The 15487-nt window shown below is 40.7% G+C and carries 20 protein-coding genes; 17 read left to right on the top strand and 3 right to left on the bottom strand.

Features of this window, described 5'->3' with window-relative positions; all coding sequences use genetic code 11:
- The first annotated feature begins 3 nt into the window (after positions 1 to 3).
- The 4 genes from RL70_RS12075 (at position 4) to RL70_RS12060 (ending at position 3692) form a co-directional block, all read left to right on the top strand.
- Positions 4 to 1758, top strand: a complete 1755-nt coding sequence (locus tag RL70_RS12075; RefSeq protein WP_039043650.1) for a GMC family oxidoreductase — start codon at positions 4 to 6, stop codon at positions 1756 to 1758.
- A gap of 230 nt (positions 1759 to 1988) precedes the next feature.
- A complete protein-coding gene (locus RL70_RS12070; protein WP_039043649.1) occupies positions 1989 to 2351 on the top strand; it encodes a hypothetical protein in 363 nt (120 codons plus the stop codon).
- Between the two features lie 261 nt (positions 2352 to 2612).
- Positions 2613 to 2981 (top strand): hypothetical protein, encoded by a 369-nt coding sequence (locus RL70_RS12065; protein ID WP_039043648.1) that lies wholly within the window; start codon positions 2613 to 2615, stop codon positions 2979 to 2981.
- A 93-nt stretch (positions 2982 to 3074) separates the two neighbouring features.
- Complete coding sequence (locus RL70_RS12060) at positions 3075 to 3692, top strand: nitroreductase family protein (RefSeq protein ID WP_039043647.1); 618 nt, start codon at positions 3075 to 3077, stop codon at positions 3690 to 3692.
- 157 nt (positions 3693 to 3849) lie between these two features.
- On the opposite strand, the gene RL70_RS12055 is transcribed toward RL70_RS12060, so the two are convergent.
- Both RL70_RS12055 and RL70_RS17360 read right to left on the bottom strand, forming a co-directional pair.
- Positions 3850 to 4143 (bottom strand): hypothetical protein, encoded by a 294-nt coding sequence (locus RL70_RS12055; protein ID WP_039043646.1) that lies wholly within the window; start codon positions 4141 to 4143, stop codon positions 3850 to 3852.
- A gap of 390 nt (positions 4144 to 4533) precedes the next feature.
- Entirely contained in the window at positions 4534 to 4857 is a 324-nt protein-coding gene (locus RL70_RS17360; protein WP_052245938.1) for a GRAM domain-containing protein, read from the bottom strand.
- 199 nt (positions 4858 to 5056) lie between these two features.
- Between RL70_RS17360 and RL70_RS12045 the strand changes: the two genes are divergently transcribed.
- Both RL70_RS12045 and RL70_RS12040 read left to right on the top strand, forming a co-directional pair.
- A complete protein-coding gene (locus tag RL70_RS12045) occupies positions 5057 to 6127 on the top strand; it encodes a hypothetical protein (RefSeq protein ID WP_039043645.1) in 1071 nt (356 codons plus the stop codon).
- Positions 6128 to 6415: 288 nt separating this feature from the next.
- The gene (locus tag RL70_RS12040) at positions 6416 to 7177 is read left to right on the top strand and encodes a glucose 1-dehydrogenase (RefSeq protein ID WP_197054119.1); all 762 of its coding nucleotides are present in this window, start codon (positions 6416 to 6418) and stop codon (positions 7175 to 7177) included.
- A 165-nt stretch (positions 7178 to 7342) separates the two neighbouring features.
- Here the strand turns inward: RL70_RS12040 and RL70_RS12035 are convergent, their stop codons facing one another.
- A complete protein-coding gene (locus tag RL70_RS12035; protein ID WP_039043694.1) occupies positions 7343 to 7999 on the bottom strand; it encodes an SDR family oxidoreductase in 657 nt (218 codons plus the stop codon).
- Between the two features lie 196 nt (positions 8000 to 8195).
- On the opposite strand from RL70_RS12035, the gene RL70_RS12030 reads away from it, so the two are divergent.
- From RL70_RS12030 to RL70_RS11980, 11 genes are all read left to right on the top strand, one after another.
- Positions 8196 to 8921 (top strand): DsbA family oxidoreductase, encoded by a 726-nt coding sequence (locus RL70_RS12030; RefSeq protein WP_039043644.1) that lies wholly within the window; start codon positions 8196 to 8198, stop codon positions 8919 to 8921.
- Between the two features lie 86 nt (positions 8922 to 9007).
- Entirely contained in the window at positions 9008 to 9643 is a 636-nt protein-coding gene (locus tag RL70_RS12025; protein WP_039043643.1) for a hypothetical protein, read from the top strand.
- Between the two features lie 102 nt (positions 9644 to 9745).
- Positions 9746 to 10141, top strand: a complete 396-nt coding sequence (locus RL70_RS12020; RefSeq protein WP_039043642.1) for an SET domain-containing protein — start codon at positions 9746 to 9748, stop codon at positions 10139 to 10141.
- A gap of 180 nt (positions 10142 to 10321) precedes the next feature.
- Positions 10322 to 11047 (top strand): hypothetical protein, encoded by a 726-nt coding sequence (locus RL70_RS12015; protein WP_052245937.1) that lies wholly within the window; start codon positions 10322 to 10324, stop codon positions 11045 to 11047.
- Complete coding sequence (locus RL70_RS12010) at positions 11044 to 11793, top strand: hypothetical protein (protein ID WP_039043641.1); 750 nt, start codon at positions 11044 to 11046, stop codon at positions 11791 to 11793. The genes RL70_RS12015 and RL70_RS12010 overlap by 4 nt, the downstream gene beginning before the upstream one ends.
- Positions 11794 to 11815: 22 nt before the next feature.
- Positions 11816 to 12784: a phosphotransferase enzyme family protein gene (locus RL70_RS12005; protein WP_039043640.1), complete on the top strand. Its 969-nt coding sequence runs from the start codon at positions 11816 to 11818 to the stop codon at positions 12782 to 12784.
- Positions 12784 to 13095 carry a hypothetical protein gene (locus RL70_RS12000; protein ID WP_039043639.1) on the top strand — a complete coding sequence of 104 codons (312 nt, stop codon included), beginning with the start codon at positions 12784 to 12786 and terminating at the stop codon, positions 13093 to 13095. Before RL70_RS12005 ends, RL70_RS12000 begins: the two co-directional genes overlap by 1 nt.
- 4 nt (positions 13096 to 13099) lie before the next feature.
- Positions 13100 to 13591, top strand: a complete 492-nt coding sequence (locus RL70_RS11995; RefSeq protein ID WP_039043638.1) for a hypothetical protein — start codon at positions 13100 to 13102, stop codon at positions 13589 to 13591.
- Positions 13592 to 13637: 46 nt separating this feature from the next.
- The gene (locus tag RL70_RS11990) at positions 13638 to 14105 is read left to right on the top strand and encodes a hypothetical protein (RefSeq protein ID WP_039043637.1); all 468 of its coding nucleotides are present in this window, start codon (positions 13638 to 13640) and stop codon (positions 14103 to 14105) included.
- Positions 14106 to 14259: 154 nt separating this feature from the next.
- Entirely contained in the window at positions 14260 to 14748 is a 489-nt protein-coding gene (locus RL70_RS11985; RefSeq protein ID WP_039043636.1) for a hypothetical protein, read from the top strand.
- A 361-nt stretch (positions 14749 to 15109) separates the two neighbouring features.
- Positions 15110 to 15460 carry a hypothetical protein gene (locus RL70_RS11980; RefSeq protein WP_039043635.1) on the top strand — a complete coding sequence of 117 codons (351 nt, stop codon included), beginning with the start codon at positions 15110 to 15112 and terminating at the stop codon, positions 15458 to 15460.
- Positions 15461 to 15487: the final 27 nt, after the last annotated feature.

Genomic DNA, 15487 nt, shown 5'->3' with positions numbered 1-15487 from the left:
AAAATGGTCAAAAAGTTACCTAAAGTAGATGCTGTAATTGTTGGATCCGGCTGGGCAGGAGGGATTGCTGCGGCTGAACTTACTAAAGCGGGACATAAGGTAGTAATACTCGAGCGAGGTCGGGATAAAAAGCACGAAGATTTTATGGGGACAAAAGACGAGCTACGTTATTCAAAACGATATGATTTAATGCAAGATCTTAATAAAGAAACGATCACATCGAGGAATTCCCTAGATAAGAAAGCACTTCCAGTTAGAAGTAATTCAAAAGCAAGATTAGGAAATAATACGGGAGGAGCTGGAGTCCATTGGAATGGGATGTCATTTCGATGGTTACCATATGATTTTGAGATTTACAGTAAAACTGTGGAACGATACGGTGAAGAAAAAATACCTAAAGAGTCCACGATGCAAGACTGGGGCATTACCTATGATGAGTTAGAACCTTACTACGATAAATATGAAAAGACAGCTGGTATTTCAGGGGAAGAAAACCCGATTGGCCCCCCTCGGTCTGATAAGTACCCCAATCCACCACTAAAAGAAACACCAACGATTCGCTTGTTTAAGAAAGCGACTACTGACTTAGGCTATCATCCATACCATATGCCTTCTGCAAATCTCTCCCAAGCCTATGTAAACCCAGATGGAGAAAAGTTAAATGGATGTGTGTATTGCGCGTTTTGTGAAGAGTATGGATGTGACTTTGGAGCGAAAGCCGATCCGATTGGTACCGTTCTTGCAACTGCAAGGAAAACAGGTAACTTGGAACTGAGAAATGGCTCCAATGTAACACGGGTAAGTCATGACGGAAAGCGCGCGACAGGGTTAGTCTATACAGATACGATGACAGGGGAGGAATTTGAACAGCCAGCAGACATTGTTGTCCTTGCAGGATTTGTATTTACAAATACGAAACTGTTGCTCGTCTCTAAAATCGGAACTCCTTATAATCCGAAAACAGGACAAGGGATCATCGGTAAAAACTTCACTGGCCACTTCAATAATTTGTCCACTTATATTGGGGCGCGTGGTTTCTTTGAGGATAAGAAGTTCAACAATTTCATGGGGACAGGTGCATTAGGGGCGACGATTGACGACTTTAGCGGAGATAACGAAGATCATTCCGATCTTAAATTTCTACACGGGTATGAGGTTCACTATGGTCAATTAGGAACACGCCCGATTGCGAATAACCAAGTACCAGAAGGAACGCCAGCTTGGGGAAAAGAGTTTAAAAAGCAATCATTGAAATATGCAAATCGTAATTTATTCGTCACAGCTCAGAGTGGTTTTCTACCAAACAAAGACACGTATATGGACTTAGATCCAACGTACAAAGATTCTTTGGGGAACCCTCTCTTACGGGTTACCGTAAAGTATTCAGAACAAGATCGCGAACGTGCAAAGGCAGGAGTCGCTCGTTGCGCAGAAATCATGAAAGAGATGGGCGCAGATACGATGAATGTCGATGTTGTGGAAGATGATGTGGAATTTGACCATAAATTTTACACAGACCACTTCTTCGGTGGAGCGATTATGGGGGAAAGTCCCAAAAACTCTGCGGTGAATACGTATTCCCAAATGTGGGAGATGGAAAATCTCTTCGTAGTGGGGGGTTCCTCATTCCCTCATAATAGTAATTACAACCCGACAGGAACGATTGGAGCATTTGCCTATCGTGCTGCTGAAGGGATGAATAAGTATCTCAAACAAGGTGGGCTACTTACACAAGTGGAACTGAAGGAAAATGCATAATAATCCTAGTAACTTACTGATTTATCACATACGAGGGGAGAAGCCTGGAGGTATAGGCTTCTCCCCTCGTTTTCTAGGTTCCCCAACAACCCATTCCTTCTCTCTATAGCAAAAAATAGACCTGGACATACCCGTTAAATACAAACTCTCATCAATTTCTAATTGTTCTCTAATAGAACTTTAGACCTCTTGGTGGTAGAGTGATAATTAGTATAAAAGGAGTGGTTGGAATGAGCGAAAGGGAACTGTTTACGACCATCAACAAGTGCGTTAACGAATTGGATTTTGTTTCTGCAAGGAAATACATGGAAGAAAATATTGAAGTGTTGAACAGACATAAACATCGGTTGCAGCACAATGCGCAAGAACTGTTTGAATTTGTTGCAAACCGAGATTTGAACAGCGAGATGCTGAACAGAAAAGAACTGAATATTATTCAGGCGATCAATGATTATGCCGCCAATTTTAACATCAGGGGATTTAAGCTATTGGTAAAAGAAAGAGGAGCGTTACTTAGTAAAAAAGACACACTCGCTTATTTGAATGAAGATGCGAAAGCATTGTTGGAAAGCATGAACGCTCTCATTGTTTAAGCGCGTGTGATTTGTAACAAGTAGCCTATCTCAATAGGTGAGAAAAACTTAATTTGAAATCTAAAAACACTTTCGAAGTGATACACTTAAAGTATCTACAATTCAAAGGGTTTTTCTTTTTGAGGAGTTTTACACATAGGAGATGTAACGCTGTATAGCACATTTATCATTCACCTTATGTTCAAAGAATGTTTGCTAAAGTGGAAGTGCAGTAATGAAATGGTATATTGGTAAGGGATGGTAAAGTAAAGGGGTGGTCGTATGAATTCTAATGAGTTGTTTAAAGTGATCAATGAATGTGTGGATGAATTAGACTTTATAACCGCGAGAAAGTATATGGAGGATAATATAGATCTTGTGAAAACACATAAGCATCATCTCCAGCGGAATGCGCAAGATCTATTTGAGTTTGTTTTGAATTCAGATGGAAGACGGTTGACCCAATCAGAGATTAAAGTAATTCATGCCATTAATGATTATGCTGTTCATTTTAATATCCGGTCATTTAAATTAATGGTAAAGGATCATGCGGGACTAGTGAGCAGGGAAGATACACTTACTTATTTGAATCAGGACGCGCGGGCATTGTTAGAAAGTATGCATATTATTACTAGCACCGAAGAGACCTAACCGTAACTCAACAATACTTGATGATTTAGCTTACTATAAGTATGCTACTGTTGTAAGAATTAATGGTTCTTTTAACCAACAGGAGGAATTTACTTGTCTGAAACGATTTCTACCCTAATTAAAGAACGTCGTTCGGTGAGAAAATACGATCCGGACTTTACTATCGAGAAAAATGAGATTTTGGAGATGCTAGAGCAGGCAACACTTGCACCTTCAACTAGCAATCTGCAACCATGGGAGTTTCTTGTCTTCCTAGATGCTGAAGAACGCAAAGATTTGAGAAAAATTGCGTATAACCAGGAGCAGATTGAAACTGCTTCTGCAGTCATCGCTGTACTGGGAGATAAAGAGTTTTACAAAAACATCGATCCAGTTTATGACAGCATGTCCGAAGCCGGTTTTGTGGACGAAGCAAGCAAAGCAGTGCTCGTAGGCAATGCCCACAAAGCGTATCCACATGCCCCTGAAGAATCACGTAAGAATATGGCTACGTTCGATTCTGGTCTCGCTGCAATGCAGTTCATGCTCATTGCGAAAGAGCGTGGCTATGCAACAGGACCTATGGGTGGCTTCGACAAAGTGAAGTTTGCCCAGCGCTTTAATATATCTGAGCGTTATTTTCCAATCGTGTTAATTACACTCGGGAAAGAAAATGCGCCTGCGTATTCAACAACTCGAATTGCAATTGAAGACAAAGTAAAGTTCATATAACCAATTTAATAAGAGCCGGGTATTCACGAAATCGGTGAGTGCTATGCATATTGTACGTCTTAACGAATAGCATGCTAATGAAAAAATACCAGTATACGATTGAATGTAGAATTCAAAAGTATACTGGTATTTTTACGTTTTGTTCGAAGGGAAGTTTTCACTTCTTATCCGGTACAAGTACAGTACGCTCCAAAGGAACTCCGCCCATACCAACATTTCTTTTGAGAACAACATAAGATAGTCCATCAACCACGTAATGACCATCTCCGTTGTACTCAGCGCTTTTACCTTGTTTTCTGAGCTCTTCGGTGACTGCATTGGCTTGATCGGTAAGACTTGCGTACCTGCCATCCAACTCCAATGTAATATTGCCTTTTCGATACCCCATGAGCCTATTAAAACCAAACAACATAACAACAAAGATACTGATAGTAATGAACAAGCTAGCCATTGCTTCTCCTCCTACTCGTTAGTTGCACAAGATATATTTAAAGTATAGGGGGTGTGGCGGAGCAGAATCTTTAAGAGCATCTACTTCAAAGCAAGGTGCTTATATAGATTCTCAACAATTATTGAAACTAATCCAATGGTGATAACGTAAAGGAATTATCCACCTATAACTAGTATATCAATAATTAAAGGATAATAAAACCTGTTTTTACTAAATTTTCAATCGATTTATAAGGGACCGTCAGATTATGATGGCGTGCATGAAAATCTAAATACGTGGTTTGAAATAATGGCTACTGTTATGCATGTGCTTGTTGCCGGACAGCCGGCTAGATAGTAGGAAATGAAAAAATATACCCCAAACAGTTAGACGTGTTTGAGGTACTGTGTGTTAAGCACTTAATTTTTCTTGAACAAATTCCACGATATCCTCACGTTTAGACATGTCTCCTGGAGCAACGATGAACGTGTGAGAAGATCCGTCCGTTAGTTCTACAGTAAGACCATTTGAAAGGATACCTAAAGCGTTGGATTCATGCACCTTATCCATATCGTTGATAGAAATTGCCACTTCGCCTTTTTGAATGTTGATGGCGTGTGATGAAAATAGGAATCGCTGGTCTGTAATGGTTAAGACTCCGCCTACAAATTCAATCCCATTTCTCAAGTTTGCGGACAGCTTATACTTAACTGTTTCTCCGTCATGAAGTTCCATAATGTAACTCCTCCTTAAAACAAAAGTTCAGTGGGTAAGTTGCTAGTCAACAAGTACTTATTTCAATTGATTTCCCTGTATAAACTCGACTAAACAAAAGGATATCTTCAGTAAAACGAGTTTGGATCTTATGCTATAGCCTCAGATATATAGACTATTTACGTGTTTTTTAGGTTTAATTTTATTACATTAAAGGAGGATGGAACCTATCTCTACAAAAAATTCTACTATAATCGGGTGTCTGGGTTGTCTATCTCCACTTCTTGCAAGTATTTTTTTTGTTTTTGCAATGATTAATGGAGCTGGATGGATAGGGTGGAGTGTCATTGGTATACTTGCGTTTTTAACGATTCCTTTGTCTGCCAAATCGCATACATTAGCGGTGGGTCAATTGGCTAAGCAACGAGAAAGTTTGAGTTCCATACAACCACCGGCAGGTAATCTAGACGACACGTTAACCTATGTTTCAAGTGATGCGTTGACAAGAGTTACAATTCATGAAGAATCACGTCAGATTTATTGTTGGCGTGCAGTGGATGGCCTTGGAAAGCCATTGACTACACCGACGGCCAACATGTCTTACACGCTAGATAATTATGGATTCACTGAATTGGATGCGGTTGCGATTGTAGAGAATTCAGAAGTGATTGACATGTCGTATACATCTACAAATATCCCGATGTTAGAGTATATTAAAAAAGAGATATATAGTAAGCTTCCTAAAAATACTCAGTCGAAAAAAATACACACGTTAGCATTGGTCATTGAAATTCGTAACTGGACCCAACCTTTTTATCAGGTCAATTTCGTAGAAGGCAATTCCACGCAAATCGAAACAGACACACCTGAATATGAAAAGCTTTTAAATGAGTTAAAATCGGGATTCTCTACACTGAACAATATAATAAATAATCAGCTACTGCAAAAAACTCCGGAAACGGCTGTTTTTCAGAAAGCGGAGACTACGCCAACGGTTGAAGTTGAGACACCTGTATCCACTAGTCGGTCAGACATTAGAGAAATTGAAGTAACGATACCTAGTGAGCCAGCAACATCCTATCGATATTACGAACAAGAGGAGATTGAGCCGGCACATTCTTCAGTTTCAGATGGACCTGTTAAACAAGTGGTTACACCTAAACAAACAGAAGATGTGGTACCTTTCGTTGAAGAAACAACTAAAGAATCTAAAGAGCTATCCTATTTCGAAAAACTCGTGGCGGAAAACAAAAGACAATTAAACAGCAAAGGTCCGTCAGAAAAAGAGTGAAACTCATAATAAGTGCAACCAAGTAACTGAAACTAGCCAGTAGAAGTGTGAAGTGTAGTCTAAGAAACCTGTTGCTTAGACTATACTCGTCTAATCAAGTGCGAGATGCATACACAAAAGTCCTTAAACCTATTTTGTGGTTTGAGGGCTTTTGTAGTTGGGATTATATTGTACAAACAACGATAATCATGGCCATCTACCTTTTTATTCAGATAATTTAAAGTTAAAAGAAGGGATGATTTGTGTTATGCAGAATAATTAGAATGTAAGAGAAAAGGAGGAATTGATGTGGGAACTTTAATGACGGACAAAGTAGGAATTGTAACAGCAGCTGGTAGTGGACTAGGAAGAGCGAGTGCACTCGCTTTTGCAGAAGAAGGAGCAAAGGTTGTTGTTTCTGACATTAATGTCGAAGCTGGAAATGAAACAGTGAAGCAAATTACTGATGCGGGCGGAGATGCGATTTTCTTACGCTGTAACGTAGCTGAAGAACAAGATGTTATGGACCTGGTGAAACAAACAGTTGATCATTATGGCCGTCTGGATTGGGCGCATAATAATGCGGGAATTGGCGCTCCTTCTATGCCCATTGCAGAGACAAAAACGGAGGATTGGGACCGCTGCGTTCAAATTACTCAATCTAGCTTGTATTATTCATTGAAACATCAAATTCCGGCCATGTTGACTTCTGGAGGGGGAGCTATTGTCAACACAGCTTCTACATCTGGTCTACTTGGATCGGAAAACTTAGCCACATACAGTGCAGCTAAGTGGGCAGTTAATGGACTGACGAAATCGGTAGCACTGGAATATGCGAAAAAGGGAATACGAGTCAATTCAATTTGCCCTGGTATGACCTTAACTCCAGCTGTGGAAGCGTGGGCAAAAGAAGTTCCGGAACAGGCGAAATTTGTAGAGAATGATATTCCATTAGGACGTATGGGATGCCCTGAAGAACAGGCACAAGCAGCGTTATGGCTTTGTTCAGATAAGTCCTCGTATATCACGGGAGTGAATTTAGCAGTTGATGGCGGTCAAACGGCAAAATAAACCAACATAATAGTTAATCAGGAAATCGCTCTGTTTTGTTTTGAAACGGGCTTAACAATTGAAGTCTTTATGTACGAATATGGGGAAGAGTTAGATGTGTAATTACGGCAACGTAAAAAATAACCGTCCCCAGAGTTTAACATGGGGTACGGTTATTCAATATAGTTATTTAAGCGAAGCGATTGCCTCTTTCACCGGTTTATCGCCTGCAATTACTTGGAATTCCTTGCCGATTGTCGAGTTGTCTTCTAAACAAGCAAGAAGTACCTGTGCGATGTCATCTCGTGGAACTTTGTTTGCCTCAACTTTCTCTGCGGCTTCGATTTTACCAGTTCCATCGTCGTTCGTTAACATACCAGGGTGAACAATCGTGTAGTCTAAATCTGTTTTGCGAAGCCATTCATCTGCATAATGTTTCGCTGCAACATAAGGCGCAAATGATGAATCTGCTTCCTGAATCGCTTCACGGGTCGTGTCATAAGAACTGATGAGGATGAAACGCTTTACGTTTGCTTGTTTTGCAGCTTCAATTGACTTCACTGCGCCATCCAAGTCAATCAGCATCGTTTTGTCTGCACCCGTTTTCGGTCCGGAACCTGCAGCAAATACAATCGCATCTGCGCCTTCAGCGGCTTCTGCAATTTTCTTCGTGTCGTCTTCTAAATCCACTAAGACTGTTTCAGCTCCTAAGTCTTCAAAATAAGAAGCCTGTTCTTGCTTCCGTATCATCGCCTTGGCTGTTAACGAATCACTCTTCTGAATTAAAGAAACAAGTTCTTTACCGACTTGTCCGTTTGCTCCAATAACTAGTACTTTCACAATATCCAACCTTTCTTTAGTTCGAGAATCCAAGATTTTCCGAAATTGAGCGGGAAATATTTATATATATCTATACCCGTTTTAGACAATGACTAACATTAGTGGGTAATCACAGACAGAAGCTTACTAATTCGTTTTCAGACTATGGAGTGGTATAGTTGTCTCAATAAAACAGACAACAGATGAGGAGAGATGCTTTATGAAAATTGAAATTTGGTCGGATTTTGTATGCCCGTTTTGCTATATTGGAAAGCGCAAACTGGAAATTGCATTGGATGAAATCAGAGGGAAGGATCGTATAGAAATCGAGTTTAAAAGTTTTCAACTAGATCCAGGATCTGCTAAATATAGCGGACAAGACTTCTACGAGAGCATGGGAGCTAAATTTGGAGGCGCTGAGAAAGCGAAACAAATGATGACGTCGATTACTGATCAAGCGAAAGAAGTTGGACTTGAATTCAATTTTGATACGATGAAACCAACGAATACATTCGACGCACACCGGATGACGAAGTTTGCGAAAGTTCACGGCAAAGACGCTGTACTTGCAGAGAAATTACTGTATGCAAACTTTACACAATCGAAAGACGTGGGCAATGAAGTAATCCTTGTTGAACTCGCGGTCGAAGCAGGTTTATCTAAAGAAGAGGCACTTGCCGTTGCGAGTGATCCGAATGCTTATGCTGATGAAGTACACGCGGATATCGAAGAAGCAAAACAACTTGGTGTTACAGGCGTTCCATTCTTTGTTTTTAATCGAAAATATGCGATCTCAGGTGCACAGCCACCTGAAGCATTTTTACAAGCTATAGAGAAAATCTTGGAAGAAGAACAGCCAGTATCCGTGTTTGAAAACCTGTCACCGGATAATGGGGAAGATGCCACGTGTACAGATGGCAGCTGCGCGATTCCTGAAGAAAAATAAGTAATCGAAGGATACCGTCATCTTTACTGTTAGATGGCGGTATATTTTTAATGAGGGGATGTAAAAAGGAATGGGGGAATGTGTAAATGAATATTGAACAGGAGCGCCGACATGCGGTTGGATTACATGATTTACGGATAAAAGAACTTCGAAGTAAACTGTCGCTTTCAGAACAAATGGAACTTGAAGAACTCTTAACTGTTCAAAATGAAAAGCTGCCTGGATATAGTCAGATGCAAGATCACAGTGAGGTCATCCTATACGCGATTCGGAATTATACATGGGAGGATCGTACCCCGGAGCCTACATTTTTTCAAAAGTTAGTAAAAGCAAAACCCGCTCCCAAGTCCTATAAACTCTCCTTTCCGGAATTACCGGATGCAGATGAAGAAGGCTTTAGGTTTTCACTCATGCTGGATTTCCGACAAGTCATGGAAGACGTCGGACTGGGAGTGGAATGGCCCAAGATGCTGCCGGCAGAGTGGGGAGTGTATTATGGAGAACCAATGGATGATGGCGAGAAGCAATGGTTTGACTCTCTTCCGGATCCAGTCTGGTGTCACGCCAAGCTGATAGAAGCAAAAGGATTGGAAGATAAAGTGGTACAGCACGGAGAACAGATGATTGAGCTGCTTGCTTGGGTAAAAGAATACTGGGGAAATGGTTATCAGATTTACGCCGACCTGGCTGATGTTTTCGACTACTATGGGGAAGGCGTCTAGTCGCAGACGACAAAACCATAAAGGGGAGAGTTCTAGACAAAGCATTGGATGGTTCATTCGTGCTATAGTGGGCAGTAAATACAAAAGCGAGAAGGCGAATAAATGATAGAAGTAAAAACTTCCGAAATTAGTGATGGTGAATTCAACAGAGGCGTTTTTGCCACATGTGATATTGAAAAAGGCCAGTTGCTGCATGCGGCGCCGGTTATTTCCTATCCAAATGAACAGCACCAGCATATTGAGAAAACGATTCTTGGCGATTACGCCTTTGAATACGGAGTGAACCACTCCGCAATCCTTTTAGGATATGGCATGCTATTCAACCATTCTTATGAGCCAAATGCCTGGTATGACATCAATTTTGATAACCAAACATTTGACTTCTTTGCCCATAAAGCAATTACAGCAGGCGAAGAAATCTTCATAAACTACAATGGTGAAGTGGATGATCAGGAGCAGTTGTGGTTCAACCAAGATTATGCACCAACAGAAGACTAAGTACTGAAAGAATAGATGAAGAAAAGCCATTTACACACTGCGTGTAAGTGGTTTTTTGCGTTTCTTCAATTACAAAAATTGCTCCCTAATGATTTCCAAATAGTGTATGATAATCATGTGGGAATTAACTGAATTAAATTATATTTACGAGCGTTAATGATTATACAATTTATAAGAGGAGTGAACGAGATAAACGAGTATGGTTCTTTTGATTTTTTATCTAACCTTTTAACCGTTTTAGCTTGGGGAGTGATTGCTTACCTCGCGTATAGAATGTATAGGAAGAATCCCGTACAACAGGTAGGATGGAAAGCTTTTCTGGTTTTATTAACCGGTATAACTTCATTTTCAATTACATGGATGATGGCTAGCACAGTCATTCGGATTGCTGTTTTGCCGCTAGGTGTATGGGTTTTATATTTCTTTCTCAAACGAAAAGAGGGGCGTTGGGAGCGGTATCGTAAATTCGCATGGTTAGGGTTTGGGGCAAATTATATTTTCTTACTCAGCGTACTAGTGGCAAGTTCGATTGGGCATTTTGTTTATCCGGCAGATCATGCGGAGACGTTTGTATCGGATGTGAAAGAAGCATCGATACTATCCGTTCATCCAAATGGAAGTGAGAAGGCCGCTCTCAATGTGAAGGTGTTGAATTCAGAACTTCAAAAGCTGAAGCAATCACAAGTTTACGATGGGACTTGGTATGAGTATACGTTTGTGCAAGAAAAAGCGAGATATGAGCGTTTTCCGTACTTGTTACTGGATGCGAAACCAAAATGGGGAAGTGGCGTACGTTCGACGATTTATGTAGAAAAGGACGGGAAAGGTTTGCTCATCCAAACTCCGTCTGAATCTCTGTATTTCCGTTCCACTCAATCATTTGTTGTTGGAGGTGACGAAAAATGAGCAGACATCACATAGCGTGGATATGGGTTTCTTTAGCGAGTGTCCTCCTTTTAGTCTTCATGTGGTGGAATTATTCTCCCCCTACCCAATTTCCGGATAAGCCCCAACTTCTACAGGAAATGAATGACTCGTTGAACGAATACGGGACTAGTGATCAAGTTGCTGAAATTCAAAAGGTGATCCAAGCAGATCGTCGCCACGTCGCAGTTCCTTATATTTCAGAAGAGGGTGATTATGGGATGAGCTTTTGGATTTGGGGCAAATGGAAATGGGAGTTAATCAGTTTAGAATCGAATGGGGAACCTAAGCTCTGGATGATTGACAGAAACGATCCTACTTCTTATTTTTTAACGTGGAACATCGCCCCTGAAATCGGTGCAGAGAAGTTGAATGCATATATCATCCGTCGAAGAGATTATGGAATGGCGGACGGGAAGAACTTTTATAGCCCTCGGGTTCAAATGTCTAAAGAAATCGAGGTAGCTGAAGAATCGTTCGGTGCAATACCGCTTCCTTCTACTTGGCAAGAAGTGTTGCAATCCACTATTCGCTTAGATGAGACAGAAACATTTTCTTGGTTCGATGGTTATTCGACAGCTGCTATGCAATTCGAATTCGGTTGGAATGCACTGGACGGCAGTGGAAAATCGGTCTCGCCAGAAGTGTTTTTCAAGAGTCCCCAATATTCATACGGCTCAAGTGACTTTCAATTCATGACGATGATTGACGAACGTGAATTGGAGTAGTGGGATAGGAACGGAGGGTGTTATGGATACTGAAAGAATTTCAGCGGTTTGCATAAACTTTAATATACAAGCAGAAGAGGTAGAAATTTTTCGTTCCAGTGAAAAAATATTAGCCGAAGTGAAATCAATTTCCACCTACGTGTTAAAAGGTGAACGTGTAGAGTCCTTTTATTGGGAGGCTTGCTGTCAATATGCGGAACGACTAGTTGAAAACGGTATGAATGTTGCAAGGTATGTTAAAACAAGTAGTGGTTCACATGTGTATGCAGAAGATGGACTCGTTTTCACTTTAGAAAAAGAATTACCAGGGTATGAACTAACCTACGTGACAGAGGAGTTGCTTTCTGAAATTGGTAGTTTGTTAGGTAAGCAACATCTCATTTCAGCTCAATTCAAGTCGCCCTTCACTACAGGGACTTCTTGGAGCATGTTCGGTGGCAATGACACTGAAAACCTTGGGGATTATGATGAAAACGAATTAAGTTTCTTAGAGTTTAAGAATTATTATCAAATCCATCCCTTATATGCAACAATCCAAACTTTGTATATTGACTATCGGAAAGTGTTGCAGAGAGCTTGGGCGCAACTGCCTCAAGGTGCTATTCAAGGGGACTTTTGCTATTACAATATGGTACGTGAAGAGAGTGGAAAACTCGGCATTTACGATTTTAATCTAGCTGGAAACGAAGTGTATTTGAACGAAGCCATTGCAGTCGCTGTTTACCATGCATGGCATGCGCCTTATACCGGAGACCTGACTGAAGAAGAGCGATTTCAATTGTTTTTGGAATCGTATACTTTTGAACGCCCCTTTACAGAGAAGGAGCAGGTGCTTGTTCTGATTCTGAAATCAGTTATCAGGGCTTTTCGTTATGATCGGGTGGAAGCTGGGGGATCTTTAAGCGAAGAACAAAAGAGAAATGAGTTCGTTCAAGAAACGCTTGATATTTTGATGGAAGCAAAGAGTGAAAATGGATTGGAGGCAAGGTGATGGACAGACGAATTCGGAATGGCGCAATATATGGTCTAATTATTTCCTTATCCCTAGGACTTTTCTTGGCTAATTATAAACATCTTACTTTAGAAGATGGAGTAGAGATGAAAGAGTATTTGCCAGTTTATGAGTATGTGATTTCGGTATTACGCTATGGTGCGATGGGGACTTTGATTGGAATGTTCATTGGATGGAGAATGAGTAAAGCAAAGTATGAAGGACCTAAAACGTATTACGGGGAAGTGTTTCTCGGAGTGATTTTCCTTACATTAGGAATGACGGCGCTGTCTTATTTGTTGGGGGGATGAGAGCATGAGTAAAAAACTATGGATACCTTTATTGAGCGTATTCATCCTGATTGCGGGAATCTATACTTTTCTTAAGATGTATCCGCCATTAGAGACAGGAACAATCGCTTCAAACTTGGATCAGACATTGTATCTTGTGGGAGTCGGGAACCGTGGGCTGAGTACGATTCAACTTGTAAATGTAACTGTAAATGTGGAGGAAGCAGTACCAACTGAAACGAAAGTTCAAACGTGTGATGCAATATCAGGATTCACGCTTACTGACGATTATCGAACAGAAGAGCTAAATGGATGTGGAGTCCGTGATTTAAAAGGTGTTTCTATAAAAAAGGGAACATCTCCTACAAAAACGTATGCCAAACAGGACGAGGGGACAGTTACTAAACAGGATTTGATTTATGGTGTGACCGTGAAGAACGAGTTACCGATTCAAACCGTGAATATTGAGTACACATACTTTGGAATTCCGTTAAGTCTAATTGTTGAGTTGGACTGATTGGTGAGTAATCGTTTTCCTGAATTATAAATAAAGGGGGATAGTCATGGAGTATGAGTATTACTGTGTTTTTCATACTGATCCATCATCAGGGGATATAGATATTGAGTGCAGAGGAGAAGGACAGGAGATTCACTTCACGATGATGATCGATTATCATTCTGTTCCTGTATTGTTCTATCAATTGTCCAGGTTATGGAGAGGTAAGGCAGATGAAACTGAAATGGACGGTTATGGGATGGCCGTAGATTATTACTTTAAGAAAGAGGAAGACCGTCTGCTCATTAGGCATGAAATTCGTTCAAGTGAAGGTGATTTTGTTCATCACTTTAACTTTGACTTCGAGGGATTTGCAATCGCGCTGGATCAGGGGATGAAAGATTTGATTGCACACCAGACAGCGATGGGGAACTATCCGCTGCCTAGCTCCGTCTCTCCTGATCTGCTGGAAGAGAAAAATATCAAAGAATACGAAGCGTTTTCTGCGCTTATTCGTGGAGAAGTACCTGAATAGTTTTCTAACAAGTTTACAGTATTGCGGAAATAGATTGATTTAACCAAACATCTAGTGAACCGTGCAGATTTAAAGGTGAAAAGCGGCAGTAATTGCACTGAATGGAAAGATGGTTATGTAGTGTTGGCTTTGTTGAAGGAAGGAGAGTGATCGGGTGAACGAAGCAAGTCTGCAATCAATTATTGGAATGGACTTAAAAACGATTCTAGTTGAGCAGCTTACGGCTTATCAACGAGGAGATGGGTGGGAATATCAATGCGCAGAACCCGTACTTCGTTTTCAATCCCCAATAGATTCCGGGAGGCCGTTATACTGGGTTCTGTCATGGACAGAAACGGAGGATGGCGATGATCAATTGCTGATTGACGAGACTCATGACGCTGATACACTCTCCCAATTCCAACGAGTTGAAGGATTTCGAGAGCCGTTAATCGTAAGTTCTTCGATTCAATTGGAAAATACACTTGTTCAACGTGTGCTTGTGTATGGTTACAAAGATGAAGAAAAAGAATTTTTGACATCAATCGTAATTAAATTAGAAAACATATATGTGGCGTTTACCAGTGGACCGGTCTTCACTGTTACCGTTGCGAAAACGTTTCCGGAAAACATGGATAGGGAACTGTTTAGGGTAGGGGAATAAAAGTAGTAGGGGATTTGTTAGAGTAATTGAATTGAATTTTGTTTAATCGGCATGCTACCGCTTTGATTGTGGGAGCTTTATGAGCGGGATTCAAGATTTATGAGCACAAATCAAAGTTTATGAGCAGAATCTGTGGTTTATGAGCACAAATCTATGTTTATGAGCGGAATCCGTGGTTTATGAGCACAAATCTAAGTTTATGAGCAGAATTCAAGATTTATGAGCACAAATCCAAGTTTATGAGCGGAATCCGAGATTTATGAGCACAAATCCAAGTTTATGAGCACAATCCAGTCCTGGGCCGTGCATATGGGAGAATCATTTAACAAACTCATTCGCCCCCAAGTTAGGAGTCTTTTCAATGAAGAAAATCGCATTATACGCTTTTTGTCTGTTCTTCGCCGCTGCGGGAGTTGGCCACTTCTTATTGGATTCATTTTTCATCATGGCCATGCCAGAATGGGTACCGTTCCGACCAGAGATTGTATACATTTCAGGTGTCATGGAAATCTTGCTAGCACTGGGATTATTCCTAAAGCAAACACGTGAACGAGCGGGCGTGTTAATCGCCATCTTTTTAGTGCTTGTGTTCCCGGTCAACATCTATATGGCGCTGAACCCTGAGAATTTCGATTTGTCTCCAGCGGCATTATGGATTCGTCTGCCGTTGCAAATTGTGCTCATTTGGTGGGTACTGAAGGTTCGAAAATAATTAGATAACATTTCACATGAAAACACT

The sequence above is a fragment of the Sporosarcina sp. ZBG7A genome (genome assembly GCF_000813425.1).
Lineage (GTDB): Bacteria > Bacillota > Bacilli > Bacillales_A > Planococcaceae > Sporosarcina.
Note: the sequence above shows the minus strand (reverse complement) of the source record. Positions and strands in the feature narration are given on the sequence as shown.

What these genes read in the sequence shown, in the direction of transcription:
- RL70_RS12075 (WP_039043650.1), top strand. Translation starts at nt 4, where the DNA reads ATGGTCAAAAAGTTACCTAAAGTAGATGCTGTAATTGTTGGATCCGGC.
- RL70_RS12000 (WP_039043639.1), top strand. Translation starts at nt 12,784, where the DNA reads ATGGACAGACGAATTCGGAATGGCGCAATATATGGTCTAATTATTTCC.
- RL70_RS12010 (WP_039043641.1), top strand. Translation starts at nt 11,044, where the DNA reads ATGAGCAGACATCACATAGCGTGGATATGGGTTTCTTTAGCGAGTGTC.
- RL70_RS12030 (WP_039043644.1), top strand. Translation starts at nt 8,196, where the DNA reads ATGAAAATTGAAATTTGGTCGGATTTTGTATGCCCGTTTTGCTATATT.
- RL70_RS11990 (WP_039043637.1), top strand. Translation starts at nt 13,638, where the DNA reads ATGGAGTATGAGTATTACTGTGTTTTTCATACTGATCCATCATCAGGG.
- RL70_RS11980 (WP_039043635.1), top strand. Translation starts at nt 15,110, where the DNA reads ATGAAGAAAATCGCATTATACGCTTTTTGTCTGTTCTTCGCCGCTGCG.
- RL70_RS17360 (WP_052245938.1), bottom strand. Translation starts at nt 4,857, where the DNA reads ATGGAACTTCATGACGGAGAAACAGTTAAGTATAAGCTGTCCGCAAAC.
- RL70_RS12065 (WP_039043648.1), top strand. Translation starts at nt 2,613, where the DNA reads ATGAATTCTAATGAGTTGTTTAAAGTGATCAATGAATGTGTGGATGAA.
- RL70_RS12020 (WP_039043642.1), top strand. Translation starts at nt 9,746, where the DNA reads ATGATAGAAGTAAAAACTTCCGAAATTAGTGATGGTGAATTCAACAGA.
- RL70_RS12070 (WP_039043649.1), top strand. Translation starts at nt 1,989, where the DNA reads ATGAGCGAAAGGGAACTGTTTACGACCATCAACAAGTGCGTTAACGAA.
- RL70_RS12055 (WP_039043646.1), bottom strand. Translation starts at nt 4,143, where the DNA reads ATGGCTAGCTTGTTCATTACTATCAGTATCTTTGTTGTTATGTTGTTT.
- RL70_RS12025 (WP_039043643.1), top strand. Translation starts at nt 9,008, where the DNA reads ATGAATATTGAACAGGAGCGCCGACATGCGGTTGGATTACATGATTTA.
- RL70_RS12005 (WP_039043640.1), top strand. Translation starts at nt 11,816, where the DNA reads ATGGATACTGAAAGAATTTCAGCGGTTTGCATAAACTTTAATATACAA.
- RL70_RS12045 (WP_039043645.1), top strand. Translation starts at nt 5,057, where the DNA reads ATGGAACCTATCTCTACAAAAAATTCTACTATAATCGGGTGTCTGGGT.
- RL70_RS11995 (WP_039043638.1), top strand. Translation starts at nt 13,100, where the DNA reads ATGAGTAAAAAACTATGGATACCTTTATTGAGCGTATTCATCCTGATT.